At 31.0% G+C, this 16,247-nt stretch carries 15 protein-coding genes; 8 read left to right on the forward strand and 7 right to left on the reverse strand.

The window, feature by feature from the left end; genetic code table 11:
* Nucleotides 1-131: 131 nt before the first annotated feature.
* A complete protein-coding gene (locus tag ACQY1Q_RS15345) occupies nt 132-1,094 on the reverse strand; it encodes a hypothetical protein (protein ID WP_431006210.1) in 963 nt (320 codons plus the stop codon).
* 365 nt (nt 1,095-1,459) lie between these two features.
* Between ACQY1Q_RS15345 and ACQY1Q_RS15350 the strand changes: the two genes are divergently transcribed.
* From ACQY1Q_RS15350 to ACQY1Q_RS15380, 7 genes are all read left to right on the forward strand, one after another.
* Nucleotides 1,460-2,224, forward strand: coding sequence for a ParA family protein (locus ACQY1Q_RS15350; protein WP_431006211.1), 765 nt, complete (start codon nt 1,460-1,462; stop codon nt 2,222-2,224).
* Between the two features lie 8 nt (nt 2,225-2,232).
* A complete protein-coding gene (locus tag ACQY1Q_RS15355) occupies nt 2,233-3,120 on the forward strand; it encodes a ParB/RepB/Spo0J family partition protein (RefSeq protein WP_431006212.1) in 888 nt (295 codons plus the stop codon).
* Nucleotides 3,121-3,699, forward strand: coding sequence for a DUF5683 domain-containing protein (locus ACQY1Q_RS15360; RefSeq protein WP_431006213.1), 579 nt, complete (start codon nt 3,121-3,123; stop codon nt 3,697-3,699). It begins immediately after the preceding gene.
* A gap of 2 nt (nt 3,700-3,701) precedes the next feature.
* Nucleotides 3,702-4,403 (forward strand): 4-hydroxy-tetrahydrodipicolinate reductase, encoded by a 702-nt coding sequence (gene dapB, locus ACQY1Q_RS15365; protein WP_431006214.1) that lies wholly within the window; start codon nt 3,702-3,704, stop codon nt 4,401-4,403.
* Between the two features lie 74 nt (nt 4,404-4,477).
* A complete protein-coding gene (lepB, locus tag ACQY1Q_RS15370) occupies nt 4,478-6,067 on the forward strand; it encodes a signal peptidase I (protein WP_431006215.1) in 1,590 nt (529 codons plus the stop codon).
* The gene (locus tag ACQY1Q_RS15375; protein ID WP_431006216.1) at nt 6,067-6,684 is read left to right on the forward strand and encodes a WbqC family protein; all 618 of its coding nucleotides are present in this window, start codon (nt 6,067-6,069) and stop codon (nt 6,682-6,684) included. The genes lepB and ACQY1Q_RS15375 overlap by 1 nt, the downstream gene beginning before the upstream one ends.
* 91 nt (nt 6,685-6,775) lie before the next feature.
* A complete protein-coding gene (locus ACQY1Q_RS15380; RefSeq protein WP_431006217.1) occupies nt 6,776-7,357 on the forward strand; it encodes a Crp/Fnr family transcriptional regulator in 582 nt (193 codons plus the stop codon).
* A 162-nt stretch (nt 7,358-7,519) separates the two neighbouring features.
* Here ACQY1Q_RS15380 and ACQY1Q_RS15385 read toward each other — a convergent pair whose 3' ends face one another.
* From ACQY1Q_RS15385 to ACQY1Q_RS15410, 6 genes are all read right to left on the reverse strand, one after another.
* Nucleotides 7,520-9,004, reverse strand: coding sequence for a lipopolysaccharide biosynthesis protein (locus ACQY1Q_RS15385; protein WP_431006218.1), 1,485 nt, complete (start codon nt 9,002-9,004; stop codon nt 7,520-7,522).
* 15 nt (nt 9,005-9,019) lie between these two features.
* Nucleotides 9,020-10,306 carry a glycosyltransferase gene (locus ACQY1Q_RS15390; RefSeq protein ID WP_431006219.1) on the reverse strand — a complete coding sequence of 429 codons (1,287 nt, stop codon included), beginning with the start codon at nt 10,304-10,306 and terminating at the stop codon, nt 9,020-9,022.
* Nucleotides 10,303-11,511 (reverse strand): glycosyltransferase family 4 protein, encoded by a 1,209-nt coding sequence (locus tag ACQY1Q_RS15395; RefSeq protein WP_431006220.1) that lies wholly within the window; start codon nt 11,509-11,511, stop codon nt 10,303-10,305. The genes ACQY1Q_RS15390 and ACQY1Q_RS15395 overlap by 4 nt, the downstream gene beginning before the upstream one ends.
* Entirely contained in the window at nt 11,486-12,004 is a 519-nt protein-coding gene (locus ACQY1Q_RS15400) for a methyltransferase (protein ID WP_431006221.1), read from the reverse strand. Before ACQY1Q_RS15400 ends, ACQY1Q_RS15395 begins: the two co-directional genes overlap by 26 nt.
* A gap of 74 nt (nt 12,005-12,078) precedes the next feature.
* Complete coding sequence (locus ACQY1Q_RS15405) at nt 12,079-14,490, reverse strand: YfhO family protein (protein WP_431006222.1); 2,412 nt, start codon at nt 14,488-14,490, stop codon at nt 12,079-12,081.
* Between the two features lie 2 nt (nt 14,491-14,492).
* Nucleotides 14,493-14,768: a DUF4834 family protein gene (locus ACQY1Q_RS15410; protein WP_431006223.1), complete on the reverse strand. Its 276-nt coding sequence runs from the start codon at nt 14,766-14,768 to the stop codon at nt 14,493-14,495.
* A 142-nt stretch (nt 14,769-14,910) separates the two neighbouring features.
* On the opposite strand from ACQY1Q_RS15410, the gene ACQY1Q_RS15415 reads away from it, so the two are divergent.
* Nucleotides 14,911-16,227 carry a transporter gene (locus ACQY1Q_RS15415; RefSeq protein WP_431006224.1) on the forward strand — a complete coding sequence of 439 codons (1,317 nt, stop codon included), beginning with the start codon at nt 14,911-14,913 and terminating at the stop codon, nt 16,225-16,227.
* Nucleotides 16,228-16,247: the final 20 nt, after the last annotated feature.

Consider the following 16,247-nt stretch of genomic DNA (forward strand, 5'->3'; position numbering starts at 1 on the left):
TGCGCTTTTTCTTGTGTGGACTCGTATTCATAAAATAAGTCTAATTTGTGTCAACTTATTTTAGGACGGGACATAATTAATACAAAAAGGTAGCCTTACGGCTACCTTTCATTTTTCACAATTACTTCTTATTAATAAACAAGAGTTACTGAAACTGTATTTGGATTTGCACTATACCAATGTGCCCAATGTCTTGTTTCCCCTTTTAAAGGTGTATAAATATTAGGCGCAGCAGGGAAACCAACCGACCAATCGTATGTTTTATTAGCTTCATTACAATAACAATATTTATGTCCGGAAGCATTAAGTGTTATGGTAGGAAATCCAAAAGTAGATTCTACTTTATAGCTCAACTCATACTCTAATCTATTATCTGTTTTAACAGTTTTCCACCAACTCCACCATAAAAACTTTTTACGTTGCTCAACCTTAGTTTTCGCTCCTATTGAGCTATAAAACAACCAATACCCATTGTATTGCTTAGCTTTCATTCTGTAATTATTATTAAAATACTGATATGATGTAACCCCTCTGGCTTCGCTTTCTCTTTCAACTTCATTATTATGTCTATAAACCGTTAACTCTTTATTATAGTTGAACGTTTCTCCTTTCTCCATTTTAATTTTTCCTCCGTTATAAGAAGCTAAAAACTCATCAATATAAGCGGAAAAACCTTCTGTATAAGCATACACAAATTCTCCGTTAATTCTAAAAATTTTATTTTCTACAGCTACTTCACCTTTTTGATTTAATAATAACAAGAGCATATCATCATTTGAATCAACAACAGGTAATTCCTTTTCATTAATTCCTAATTTTTCAGCTTCATAAGCTTCTAAATTATAAATCATTAATAACGAATTATATTTTCCTGCCTCAGACATTTCTTTTGCTTCATCTAAAAGATCTGTTTCAGATTCTTGACGTTCTGATACAAACATTTTTAATTCATCAATACTTCCAAAACGTAGCATATTAGCTTCTTCGCCTTTTAAAACAGCTAATTCATCCGTTTTTTCCTGACGTAATGTTTCTTCCTCTTTACAAGAGATAATCATAATACTTATCATGATTAATGCAATCAATTTTTTCATAAAATAAAAATTTTTAAATACTTGTTTCCTACTCGTACGCTTTTCGGTTTCCGCGATAATAATTTAATTTTGATTAGTTTTTTATGGTTGATCAATCCATGAATTAATTTTTCCGTTTAACTAGTATTTAACAGAATTAAGGCAAAAATATGTAGGTTATTAAAGGTAGTTCTAATGCTATTCACTGTTAATACACAGGAAAAAACAGTAAAAATTTAGGTGGATTTATTTTATGCGTATTTAACGCTTTTTATTTAGAGGCTACTAAAAGCTATTTAACAAAGCTTTAATTATTGTTAATACATTTCCCTTTTTTAAACAATAAATAATTGTAAATTTACCTCTTTCAAACTAGACAAATTACAATGGGTAGAATTATTGCAATTGCAAATCAAAAAGGTGGTGTTGGTAAAACAACTACTACTGTAAACTTAGCTGCGGCTTTAGGTGTTTTAGAGAAAAAAGTATTATTAATAGATGCTGATCCACAAGCAAATGCTACTTCCGGTTTAGGTCTGGATGTTGAAAGTATAGAAATAGGTACCTATCAGGTACTTGAACACACAGCTACTCCAAGAGAAACTGTATTAGAAACCAATTCTCCTAATGTAGATTTAATACCTGCACATATTGATTTAGTTGCTATTGAAATTGAGTTGGTAGATAAGCAACAAAGAGAATACATGTTAAAAACCGCTTTACAAAGCGTAAAAGACGATTATGATTTTATCTTAATTGATTGCGCCCCTTCTTTAGGGCTTATTACCTTAAATTCTCTAGTTGCAGCAGATTCTGTTATCATTCCTATCCAATGTGAGTATTTTGCCTTAGAAGGATTAGGAAAACTATTAAACACTATAAAAAGTGTACAAAAAATTCACAATCAGGATTTAGCCATTGAAGGACTTCTTTTAACCATGTTCGACCCACGTTTACGTCTTTCTAATCAGGTAGTTGAAGAAGTTAGAAAACACTTTAGCTCTATGGTTTTTGATACAATAGTACACAGAAATATTCGTTTAAGTGAAGCCCCTAGTTACGGTGAAAGTATTATTTCTTATGATGCAACCAGTAAAGGTGCTGTAAATTACTTAAATTTGGCCAACGAAATTTTAAATAAAAAAGCATAAATATTGTAATGGCAAAAGCGACAAAAAAACAAGCTCTTGGTAGAGGTTTATCGGCATTATTAAAAGAAACAGCAGATGTTAATTCTGCTTCTGATAAAAATGCGGACAAATTAGTAGGTAATATTATTGAAATTGATATTAACTCAATTGAAGTTAATCCGTACCAACCTAGAACTTATTTTGATGAAGAAGCCTTACGTGAATTAGCTAGTTCTATTAAAGAATTAGGGGTTATTCAACCTATTACTGTTCGTAAATTAGCCGGTGAAAAATTTCAATTAGTTTCAGGAGAGCGTCGTTTTAGAGCTTCTAAATTAATTGGAAACACAACAATTCCTGCCTATATACGACTAGCTAACGATCAGGAAATGCTTGAAATGGCATTAGTTGAAAATATTCAACGTAAAAATCTTGATCCAATTGAAGTTGCTCTTTCTTATCAACGATTAATTGATGAAATTCAATTAACTCAAGAAGAATTAAGTACTCGTGTAGGAAAAAAGCGTTCTACAGTTACTAACTATTTACGATTACTAAAACTAGATCCGATTATACAAACAGGTATGAGAGATGGTTTTATTAGTATGGGACATGGTAGAGCCTTAATTAATGTTGATAGTACTACAGACCAGTTAAACATTTACGAAAAAATTGTTCGTGATAAACTTTCTGTTCGTCAAACAGAAGATTTAGTAAAAAACTTAAAAGCCGGAACTATTACCAAAGCTGCTAAGAAAAAAGTACTTCCAAAATATATTAGTGAAGGTGCTAAAGAAATGACAGAATACATTGGAAACAAAGTAGATGTTACGGTTAACAATCGTGGTAAAGGTAAAATTTCTATTGCTTTTAATTCTGAAGAAGATTTCAATCGTATAAAAAAACTATTACAATAATTGTTACGTAAAAAGATCATATGGGCTTTTTTAGGTTTCTTTTTGTCATGTACACTGTACGCCCAAAAAGATTCTTTAGCTATTAAAGCCAAGAAAATTCAGTTTGAAAACGATAAATATAATCCGCTTTCTCCCTCAAAAGCAGCTTTTTATTCTGCTATTTTTCCGGGAGGCGGACAAATTTATAATAAAAAATACTGGAAAGCTCCTATTGTTTGGGGAGCTATGGGTGCCAGTGTATATTATTACATTATCAATAGTAATGATTATGACAGATTTAGGACTGCTTATAAACTAAGAGTTCAGGGGCTTCCTGACGAGTTTAACGGTCAAAATGGAAACCCAAATATTTCAACTGCAGGGTTAGAGAATGCCCAAAAAGTATTACGAAAAAACAGAGATCTTTCTTTACTTACAGGAGTTTTGTTATACGTATTACAAATAGTTGAAGCGAGTGTTAATGCGCATTTACTTCAATTTGAAACAAATGATAATCTATCTATAAAACCAACAATCTTAACAGATCCTTTATTCATTGAGTCACCCAGAGTTGGTTTAACTTTAAAATATTCTTTTTAAAAATGAAAATAGCCTTACTCGGATACGGTAGAATGGGTAAAGAAATTGAAAAAATTGCTTTACAAAGAGGGCATGAAATTGTAATAAAATACTCCGGTAAAGAAAAATACGATATTACTACGGCTGATGTTGCCATAGATTTTAGTTTACCAAATGTAGCTTATGATAACATTACTAATTGTATTTACAATAATGTGCCCGTTGTTTCAGGAACTACGGGATGGTTAGATAAGTATGAAAAAGTAGTTGAGTTATGTAACCAAAAAAATGGTGGTTTTATTTATGCTTCAAACTTCAGCCTAGGAGTTAACATCTTTTTCGAGCTTAATAAACAACTAGCCAAAATGATGAGTACTTTAGAACAATATAACGTATCTATTGAAGAAATTCATCATACTCAAAAACTGGATGCTCCAAGTGGTACTGCTATTACTCTTGCTGAAGGAATTATTGAAAATTCATCCAAAAACTCATGGAGTTTAGATGGAACAACCGATCAAAACAACATTCCTATTACAGCTGTAAGAACTCCAGAGGTACCCGGAACACATACCATTACTTATCAATCTTTTGTAGATACTATTGATATAAAACACACGGCACATAACAGACAAGGTTTTGCTTTAGGAGCCGTAGTTGCTGCTGAATGGCTAGTTGATAAAAAAGGAGTATTTACAATGAAAGACGTGTTAAACTTAGGTTAAAAGGTGTAACTTTTTAACGTAATGTAAACTTATAAACTGAATTTTGCTCAAACCGAGGATAAAATATTGAAATTATGACATTAACTGAGTGGTTTATTTTCTTTTTAATAATTCAAGTAATTCATTTTTTAGGAACCTGGAAGTTATATATCCGTGCCGGTAGACAAGCATGGGAAGCTGCAGTTCCTGTATACAACGCTGTTGTTTTAATGCGAATTATTAATCGCCCGATATGGTGGGTTTTATTACTATTTGTCCCCATAGTTAATCTTTTAATGTTCCCTATAGTTTGGGTTGAAACCTGTAGAAGCTTTGGATTTAATAAAGGTAAAGATACTTTTTTAGCCATTTTTACATTTGGCTTGTATATATTTTATATCAATTATGCCACCAATGCTGAACATAAAAAAAATCGCAGTTTAAAACCTCCTACAGCAGTAGATGAATGGCTAAGTTCTATTTCATTTGCAGTTATTGCTGCAACTCTAGTGCATACGTACTTTATGCAGCCATATACCATTCCAACCTCTTCATTAGAAAAAACTTTATTGGTTGGAGATTATTTGTTTGTTAGTAAGTTTCATTACGGAGCACGTGTTCCTATGACAACTATTGCAGCTCCAATGGCTCATGATACTATTCCTGGATTAGGTATTAAATCCTTTTTATCTGATGATAACCCGGAGCATAAAAACAATTGGAAAAATAAATTATCACTTCCTTATATGCGCTTACCAGGTATTCAAAAAATTAAGCGTAATGATATTGTAGTTTTTAGTTGGCCAGCAGATACTACTAAAACTATGTGGGGTGATACTTCCGGGAAACAAACATACAAGCCTATAGACAAACGTACTAACTATGTAAAACGTTGTGTAGGAATTCCGGGAGATAGCCTAGAAGTAAGGGATGGTTATGTATATATTAACGGTGAAAGAACGGTACTTCCAGACAGAGCAAAACCACAATGGTTTTTTACTGTAGATACAGAAGGAAAAAGTTTTGACAACAATGATGCTCAAAAATATAATATTCGTGAGTGGACCTCAAGAGATGGAAAGTATATCTTAAATCTTACCGATGAAGAAGCAGCTTCAATAGCTAAGAACCCTATTGTTAAAAGTGTAGAAAAAATAGTAAGACCAAAAGGATATTATGATAAATCTGTTTTCCCGCATGATCCAAGATATGCTTGGTCTTCTGATAACTTCGGTCCTATTTACATTCCTAAAAAAGGCGTAACCGTAGCCTTAGATAAAAAAAGTATTCCTTTTTACGAGCAAATTATTGGACGATATGAAGGTAATGATTTAACCATTTTTGGAGATGATATTTATATCAATGGAAAAAAAGCGACTTCATATACTTTTAAGCAAGATTATTTTTGGATGATGGGAGACAACCGTCAAAACTCATTAGATGCTAGAAATTGGGGATATGTTCCTTTTGATCATGTTGTAGGAAAACCAGTAATGATATGGTTAAGCTGGGACCCGAAAGCCAAGAGTATTTCTGAAAAAATAAAATCTATTCGTTGGGATAGAATGTTTACTACTGTTGGAGGTAGTGGAAAACCTGTTTCGTATTTATGGGTAGTAATAGTATTAATAGTAGGATATATTGCATACAGCTTCAGTAAAAACAAAAAGAAAAAGAAATCATAATGGCTCTTTTTATTCCTACGTATTTTGCTCCTATTGCTCAATATGCTGCTATTTATCAAGCTAATGATGTTGTTTTTGAATTGGAAGATAATTATCAAAAACAAACCTATAGAAACAGATGTTATATATATGGTGCTAATGGTAAACTTGCTTTAAATATTCCGGTTAAGCATACAACGTCTGAAGGTAGAAAAAAAACAAAAGACACTTTAGTAGAGAATGATTTTCCTTGGCAACAACAACATTTCAAATCATTACAAGCAGCTTATAGGTCTTCTCCTTTTTTTGAATTTTTTGAAGACGATTTACGTACTATTTTTACTAAAAAATATACTTACTTACAAGATGTAACTATAGATACTCATCAATTAATTGCTGATGCTTTGCAAATAAATGAAGATTATTCTACCACGAATAACTACGAAATTACAGCAGAAAATGATTATCGATCTTTAGCTATTGCCAAAAAAGGTATTGAAATAGAAATGGATAGCTATATACAAATGTTTGATGACAAGTACGGATTTATTCCAAACCTTTCAATACTTGATTTATTGTTTATGGAAGGAGCCAATGCTATTAGTTTTTTAGAAAAAATTTCCTTAGTTTTGGAGTAGACACTTATTGGTCCCCCAATGTATTTATTAAGCTATTGACCAAACGATACGTTTCGTTTGTAGTTATACTTTTATACATTAATAATAAGTTATGCAAAATATTATTGAACAGTTTATGAGATATTTTATACCAAATATCTCAGAGAAATCTATAGAATCATTTAGTTCAATTGTTTCTTTAAAACAATTTCCAAAAGGAAAAATCATTATAAAACAAGGTCAGGTTCCTAGTAACTTTTATATTATTAAAAGTGGAGTTGCCAGAAGTTATATAAAAAATGAAGAAGAAAAGGAACATATAAGAACGTTATACACCCCTTTGAGCACTGTTGGTGCTTTATCTTCCCTTATCAAAAAAAATACCTCAAATGCCACTTATGATTGTTTAACAGACTGTGAATTTTTTGAAGGAGATTTCAGTGCCTTTTTAAACTTAACACAGAACAATCATGAAATTGCGCTGTTTTACTGTAAGGTTTTAGAAAGCATTTTTATAAGAACAGAAAAAAGAGTTGATGAATTGGCATTATTGAGTGCCACAGAAAGGTATTTAAAATTAAAAGAGGAAATCCCTGAAATTAACAACTTAATACCTCAGTACCACATTGCTTCTTTTTTAAATATTACTCCTGTACAATTAAGCAGAATACGAAAAAAACTATATTCGGTTTAATTATAAACATATGTTAATCAACTTGTTTAATAGTAGACATATATTTGCACACGTAAAAAATATATTACCTTAAGAATATTATTTTTCCCTTTAATATTTAGTTTCCCCTTACAGAAAAAGGTTTGTTCTAAGAACAAACCTTTTCTCTTTTATTATTGTTTATTATAAAAACCTAGCCATCAAATTATTAATCTGATCTGAGATTTTCATTTTGTACACGATGTAGATATAAAGTAAGGTTATAATACTACTTTTTAATATAATATTTATAATCGGAGATACAGAAAAGTTAAAAAGCTCAACATTACCCACATTAAAATCCCAATAATTAAAACTAAGGTATAGTAATACAATAATTAAGGTCATATGTAGCGTTTGTTTAGTAAACGGAAACATATGTAACTTAGCATCCACATACCACACTTTAAATATCCCGAAAATGATAAACGATAAAAATGTAGCAAAAGCCAATCCTTCTGTTCCATAATTCAAGTTGTAATAAAAATACTTATTTAGTACCCAAACCAATATAGCCATACCGGCACCTGTAAATAATGTAATTCTATAAAACTGTGAGTTGTTTATAATAGCACCATTATTTCCTAATGCCATTGTAAATAATTTAGCAGCAGAAATCATTAACACTACCAGCTCTCCTCCTGCATATCCTTTTGGCATAATTTTAAAAAGTTCAGATACATTACAGTTAATAAGAATAAAAAACAATCCTCCTACCAATAATAAATTTATGGAACTCTTTTTGTACAGATTTTCAACTTCACTTGAATTATTTTCGTTTATAGACTTTGAGGTTAAAGGCTGTAAAATTTGAGTCATTGCTCTACTTGGCGCTTCTATAAAAGATCCTATAAAAACAGCTACACTATAATATGCTGCTTTATCAAAAGTATCCTTACCTGCTATCATAAACTTATCTATATCTAAAATAATAGCACTGGCACTACCTGCTAAAATTATATAGAGTGTATACCTCATTATTTCTCCGTAATTTTCAGGTAACGAGAAGTAAAACTTTGGAAGATATAGTTTAAGCGCATATAACATCATTATGATGGTTCTAAGGATATAAGCGTAGGATAAAAAAGAAATAAATTCTTGTTTGGTAATCCAATTAAAATATACCGCAAATAAAAGAATAGTCACTGCGGCTCTATTGTATAATTCTTTTAGTAAGTTTCCAAATACCGATTGCATTTGTACTTTAGCCCATGAATAAAAAACTTCAAAATAGGCACAGCTTACAGCAATACTGTAAATGTAAATTGTATAATTTTCAACTATGGTATTTTCTTTTGAAACAAAAGCCATAATCCAATTGTGAAAATAATTCCAAAAATACCCCATTATTAAAGCTATGACTAATGGCAAAAGAATAACAGAACTTAAAAACTTATCTTTCTCTTCTTTTGTTTTATAGCTTGAAAAAAACTTAACAATAGTAAAGTGAATTCCTAATGCGGTAAATGGCATTATTAAATTAGAAGATGATAGTACATATGTTACCAATCCATAATAATCATCTTTTAAAAAACGAGTGTATAAAAAAATGGTATTTATACCTCCTATTAAAAACCCTAAATATATAATTAGAGTATTTTTTAATGATTGTTTAAAAATAATTCCCAATGTATTCTTTTTTAACTAACTCTTAGAAATTTGTTTGATGAAAGTTACTAATTTTCCTGTTAAGTTTTTTCTATGATAATGCTCTATAGTATTCGCAAGATTGGGTATTCCATTAGTCGCTTTGTACCTGTCGTAGAGTTCTAAAATATATTTTTTTAAATCTTCATGGCTATCGTAACTAAACACTTTTCCTGCCCCTATTTCTGCCATAATCCCAGATAAGTCACCATCTTCGGGACCTATTCCTATTATCGGTCTTTTAGCTTGAAGATATTCAAAAGTCTTTCCCGGAATCATTTCTTTAGCACTTGGATAATCATTTACTACAATTAACAGTACTTGTGATTCTTGTTGGTATTGTTTTGCTACCGGATGTGGTACATAACTAATATTTTGCACATTTTTTATATTACAATTATTAATTTCATCTGCAACTGTATCATCTATTTTTCCAATAAACTTCAATACTAAATCGTCTGCGAACTGTTTATTTTCTTTAGATATTTCTGATAAGACTTTCCATAATTTCTTAGGATTTCTTTCAGAATTCATCATGCCAATATGAGTAATCGTAAATTTTTCATCTACTTTAACTTCGTTACTCCTTTTTGTTCCGTCTTCATCAAATCCGTTAGTAATAACAGTTATATTTTTTGCTTTTGCTTCATATTTTTTCTTTGCATGATTGCTTACCATTAATACCCCGTCAGCTTCTTTAACAACTGTTTCTTCTAACTTATAATGTTTTTTTAATGATGCTTTAGTTAATGGCAACAAATGAAAATAATCAACACTAGTCCAAGGATCTCTAAAATCTGCTATCCATTTAACGCCTAATTGCTGTTTTAATTTCAATCCGATTAAATGGACACTATAAGGAGGTCCGGTAGTTATTAGCACATCAACTTTATTTTCTGCTAAGTACTTTTTTAATTTTTTAACCGAAGGTTGTATCCAAAATTTTCGTGCATCCGGAATAAAATAATTAGCCCTTATATACATTAAAATTTTATCTAAAAAAGTAGGATTAGGGTTTAAAAAACCCATACTTTTTTGTGTGTCTTCCTTTTTTAATTTTGAAAGAATCCCATTAGGTTCAATAATAGGGCATTTAAGCACCTCTATTCCTTCAGGAACATCTTTTTCAAGGGAAACATCTATAATAGGATAACTAGGATTTTCAGCAGTAAAAACAATGGGTTCTACATTAAAAATTCGTAAATATTTTACAAATTTCAACCAGCGTTGTACTCCCGGTCCACCTGCCGGAGGCCAATAATACGTTACAATTAATACTTTCAAGCTAATTTATTATATAATTCTTTTAAGTCTTTTGAAGTTTTATCCCAAGTAAAATGATTTTTCACAAAGGTTCTTCCATTTTCTCCCATTGCTTCTCTAAGCTGCTTATTTTCGTATAAAGTTACTACTTTTTGAGTAAACTCTTCAACATTTTCAGCTTCATGTACGAGTCCTGCATTAACTTCCTCTACAATATCTTTTTGAGCTTTAGCATCACTTACCAGTAGTGGTTTTCCTAAGCTCATGTATTGGAAAATTTTATTAGCATACGTAGTGTCATGATGAATATTTCTGTGCAGAGGTGACAAGCATACATCTGAATTTTTAATCCAGTTAGGAAATGTAGTATCTTTTTGCCATCCCATTAACTTTACTTCTTTTTCTAATCCTAAATCTATTACTTTTTTTTCAAGGCTCGGAGAGGTTTTACCCACAACTACAAACGTAAGGTTCTTTATTCTATTTTTTAACGTAACCATACTTTCTAACACTGTATCTAAGCCTCTTCTTTTTCCGGTATCACCTAAATATAGTAACGTAAACTCTTCTTCTTTTTTCTTATATGGAATTTCCGGGTGTTCACTACTTTCAAAAAATGAAGACCTTACCGTATTAGGCACTACTACAATTTTATTAGGTGACACACCTACTCTACTTACAATTTCTTCTTTAGCAGCTTCTGTAACCACTACAACATGAGTAGCCTTACGAATAAATTCTTCTTCTTTTTTAATCCATTTATTTATTGAAATTAATAGCTTTCCTCTCAATTTTTGCATATGAGGGTAATAACGCATAATTTCCGGTCTGTTTTCATGTAAATCCAATACTACAGGAAGTTTACCTTCATTTGCTTGAAAGGCAGCCTCTGCAATTCTCATATCGTGGATATGGATAACTTCTATTTTATTTTGTTTTATAAATTGTTTAATTTTTTTCTTCATCAAAAAAGTATACACCGGAATTGTATATACCAGTGCAGACATTTTGTATTCGAAGGTGTTCGTTGTAAACCTTCGTACTTTCATTGTATTTACAAGTTCTTCAGATTTTTCATTCCCATAAGTGAGACAGAATAAAAAAACTTCATGCCCGGATTTAATTAATTCTATCGCTTCATTTTCTACTCTCGGATCCGGCGGATACACATTATCCAGTATCATTCCAATTCTCATTCTTCTATCTTTTTTCTGCGTATACTGCATAATATCGAGGTGTAAAACTTCTTAAAAGAGGTCTTATTCCCAATCTCTGAACAGGATTGGTCCATTTTTCTGTACCTTTTATTTCCCATCCTGACTTTTCCATTAGCCAATCAAATTGCCAGTCTTCAAACTCGTGGTAATGCCTGTCCCACATATCTGTTTTACTTCTGTAAGCATCCGAAAACCATAATTTAAGCGGAACAGTAGCGACTAATTTAGTGGTTGAAATTTCTCTTAACACATTAAACGGTGCCAGTAAATGTTCAAAAATCTCAAAAGCAGTAACCACATCAACATCATATTCTTTTACCAATTCCGGTATCAAATCTAAATCCTCTCCATTAGTATTAAAAACGGTATACCCATTTTCTTCCATAATTTCACTAAAAGGGTTTCTTACTCCTAAATCCAAAACTTTAGCAGGTGCCGGAATGTGAGTTTGTAAAAATTTAAGTGTATGTGCGTATCTTTTTTTAGGAAGTTTAGTATACATATTTTTAGTTTGAGCTATCGCTAAATTATTATTAAATAAATTATGTTATTAAGAGGTGTTATTTTCTTTTTTGTTTAAGCTGCTTTATTTTTTTTCATCATCAAATAACCTCCTACAGGAATTAAAATCAATAGTATATATGCTATGACGCTTATGGTACTTCCTTTACTAATAACTGTAGGTTCAAACTTAAATTCAATTACATGTTCTCCAGCAGGTATTTTCATTCCTCTTAAAATGTAATCAACTCTTACATGTGGCATCAAGCTTCCATCTACATAAGCATTCCAGCCTTCTTGATAATAAATTTCAGAAAACACGGCAAATTGCTCTTTTTGAGAAGCACTTTTGTAAGTTAACCTTGCCACATCATAGTTGGTTAATTTTACATAAGCCGTGGAATCTTTTTCAAAATCAACTTTTCCTTCTAAATCACTTTTGCCATACTCTTTCTTAGTTAAAACAGCAGTAGTTTTTGTTTTTAAACTATCAAGTTCTTTCATTTCCTCATCAGCTGTATCAACCAGAATTAATTGATTTATAAACCAAGCATTTCCATTCGCTTCCGGATTTTCTTTTACCTTATCTTCACCAACAATAAAATATTTAGTATTTAACATATTCAATACCTCAAAATTATTTTTGCTGATTTGATATTCAAATATTTCCTGATAGCGTTTCATTTTTGCTGCATGATACCCTCCTATTGAATTATGGAAATAAGAGGTTCTTGCTTCATTAAGAATATTACCCGTAAAGTTAGCAACTCTATAATGTGTGGTATCTTTTAAAATTTGTTTATCTGCTTCGTTAGCCACAAAGGGTTTATCAACATTTCTTGCCAATGTAAAATCCTCTTTATTAACATAATTAAGATTTACAGACACTAAATCAAATACTATAAAAATGGTTAATGCTACTATGACCTGAGTTTGATTTACTTTCTTTTTTAAGAAGAACCATAAAATTCCTCCTGTGATAAGTACTAACATAAAAGAACGCAAACTATCATACATTAACATTGACTTTCTATCAGCAATTAACGCATCTATTAATCCCGGTAATTGTTGGTATTGTGCATCACGAATTCCTTCAAAATTGAATAAACTACCTCCTAACAATGCTAATAACAAGGTGATTCCTCCTACAACATAAAAAGATTTTTTAAGCGCATTTTCTTTTTCTTCTTTTGATATTTCCGAAGAGAAAAAATCTCTTAATGCTATAATACCCAACAATGGTACGCAGAGTTCTGCTATTACTTGAATAGAAGATACGGCTCTAAATTTATTATACAGAGGAAAATAATCTATAAACAAATCTGTAGGAATCGGGAAATTCTTTCCCCAACTCATTATAATTGAAAATACGGTAGCACTAACCAACCAATATTTTAATTTTCCTTTCACTAAAAATATACCTAAGAAAAAAAGAAAAAACAGTATAGCTCCAATATATGCAGGAGCTTCCACAATAGGCTGTTTTCCCCAATAGGTTAATACCTGATTCGAATATTCTTCAGCCGCTTCAGTACCGGCTTTGGCTTCAATAGTTTCGTAAAAATGAGAAGTTCCGTCTAATTTTTCTACCGTTCCTCCGCCCATAAATCGTGGTATTAACAAATTAAAAGTTTCTGCAATACCATAACTATACTCAGTAATATATTCTTTATCTAAACCTGATGATTTTTCTTTAAGGGTTCCATCAGTATTAATCGTTAATTCTGACTTCCCTCGTGTACTGTGTGCAGCATACTCTTTAGTTGCTAACAATCGTGTTGCATTTACTCCAACACCTAACAAACAAGCTATTAGTATAATACCTGTTTCTTTTGCATACACAGGTAACGTTTTGTTTTTTATAGCTTGTATAAATTCAACTATTCCTAAAATAAGCAAACAAAAACCTAAATAATAGGTCATTTGCGGGTGATTTGCAGCAACTTCTAATGCAATTGCTAAAGATGTAAGTATAAAACCTAACAAATACCTTTTTTGATACACATAAATAATACCCGCTATCACCAAAGGCATGTATCCTATAGCATGTGCTTTAGCATTATGACCTGCTCCAAAAATAATTATCAAATAGGTAGAAAAACCAAAGGATAAACTTCCCAAAATAGCTAACTTCCAATCAACTTTTAATGCGGTTAGTAAAATGAAAAAGCTTAAAAAGTAGAGAAATAAGTAATCTGCAGGTCTTGGTAAAAAACGAATAGCTTTATCAACATAACGAATAAAATCATTAGGAAAATAAGCTCCTACCTGATATGTTGGCATGCCACTGAACGCATTTCCTAACCAATAGGATTCTTTTCCTTTTTCAGCTCTGTAATTTGAAGACTCTCTTGCCATTCCAATAAACTGAGTAATATCTCCCTGTTTTATTTTTTTTCCGCTAAGTACCGGGTTAAAGTACAGCAATGAGGCAATAGTAAAAACAACAACAGCTATTGCATAAGGTAAAATCTTTTTATACTGCATAATTAGTCTATTTCTTCAAAATCTACATACTCTCCTACTGAGTCATTACTTTGTTTATTTTGAGTAGGTTTTTTGTCAATTACTGTTTTGCCTTCTTCAACAGTGGTTTCTTTTTGATTATTGTACTGTTGCTGTGCTTTTTTTTGCACTTTATCAACTGCTTTTTTGATTAAATATGGTGCAAAAAGTCTTACAACAAATTTAACAGCATAATAAACTAAAAGAATTATAAGTAGTGTTCGTAAAAAATTCATAGGTCCTGCTTGATGTATAATCATCTAAAAAAAATATTCAAAAAATTAACCAAAAATAACAATTTGATACAAAAGGTAACGTTAAGAGTTTACAAAACTTATAACTATGTAGTAATTCATATTTTTACTGTATGTTTGTACTACAGCTCAAATTGATTTTTATAACATGATTAAAAGGCTATTATTTTTTTTCTCTTTTTGTTCAACCATACTTGTGCATGCACAGTATACCGAAGTTATAAATTCAAACAGGCCCGGCTTATCTGAAAGTCCATATAGTGTTGGCTCAGGAGTTTATCAGTTTGAGTCGAATCTTTTTTACAGAAAAGTTCCTACCACAGAAACTTTTAGCAATCCCCAATCAATTGGACTAAATTTACTTTTCAGAACCAGTTTCTTTTTTGAAAAACTAGAGTTAAATCTTAATACTTCTTTATCTAATGATAAAATAGCCTTCAAAAATATTTTTGAGTCTTCATATTATAAAACCGGTCTTAGTGATCTTACTCTAGGAGCTAAATATTTAGTATATGCTCCTACTTATGAAGATAAATCAAAAGAAATTAGAAGTTGGAAAGCAAGACATTCGTTTGATTGGAAACGTTGGATTCCTCATGTAGGAATATATGCAGGACTTAATTTTGGGAGTCTTTTAACTGATTATTATGACAAAGGGGGAATTACTCCTAAAGTAGGAATTCTGTTACAAAATGAATTTTCAGATAAACTTAACGTCATAACTAACCTATATTATGACAATATTGGAAGTGATTACACAGAGTATTCATACATTGTTACCGGAACCTATAATTTTAATGATTATTGGTCTGGTTTTGCTGAATTACAGGGAGTTTTTGAAAAATACGAAAATAAAAGTAGTATTGGTGGTGGAGCGGCCTATCTTCTTAGTGAGAATATTCAAATTAATGCTTCAATACGAGCTAATTTTGAAAGAAAAGAAGTAGGAATTACTTCCGGAATAGGTCTATCCTATCGTTTTGATAAACACAATGATAATTTTGTTGAGATTGACGATTATGGAAATAAAATTGAAGAAGATAAACCTATTAAGTATGATGAAAACAGAGGCTTCTTTGGCAGATTATTCAGTAAAGTAAAAAAGCTGTTTAAAAAGAAAGAAAAAAGAGAACAAAAAGTTGATTTAGATATTTCTCCTAACAACAAAGGTGGCGAAGAGGTTAGAACTGCTAAACCTAGAAGAGAAAGACAAGGTTCTTTAGTAGACGTGATTTCTAAAGAAGATAAAAAATTAAAGAAAAAAACAGCTAAAGAAGAAAAGAAAGCTGCTAAAAAGGCAGAAAAAGAAGCCGAAAAAGAGAAAAGACGTCAAGAAAAGGAAAAAGAAAAAGAAGCTAAGCGTAAAGAAAAAGAACGCTTAAAACTAGAAAAGGAGATTAAAAAACTTGAAGAAGAAATAAAGAAAGAAGAAGAGAAAGAAAAAAAGGAAAAAGAAGATCAATAAAATATAGACATAAACTTTAA

It is taken from the genome of Tenacibaculum sp. TC6 (assembly GCF_050606265.1).
Classification (GTDB): Bacteria; Bacteroidota; Bacteroidia; order Flavobacteriales; family Flavobacteriaceae; genus Polaribacter.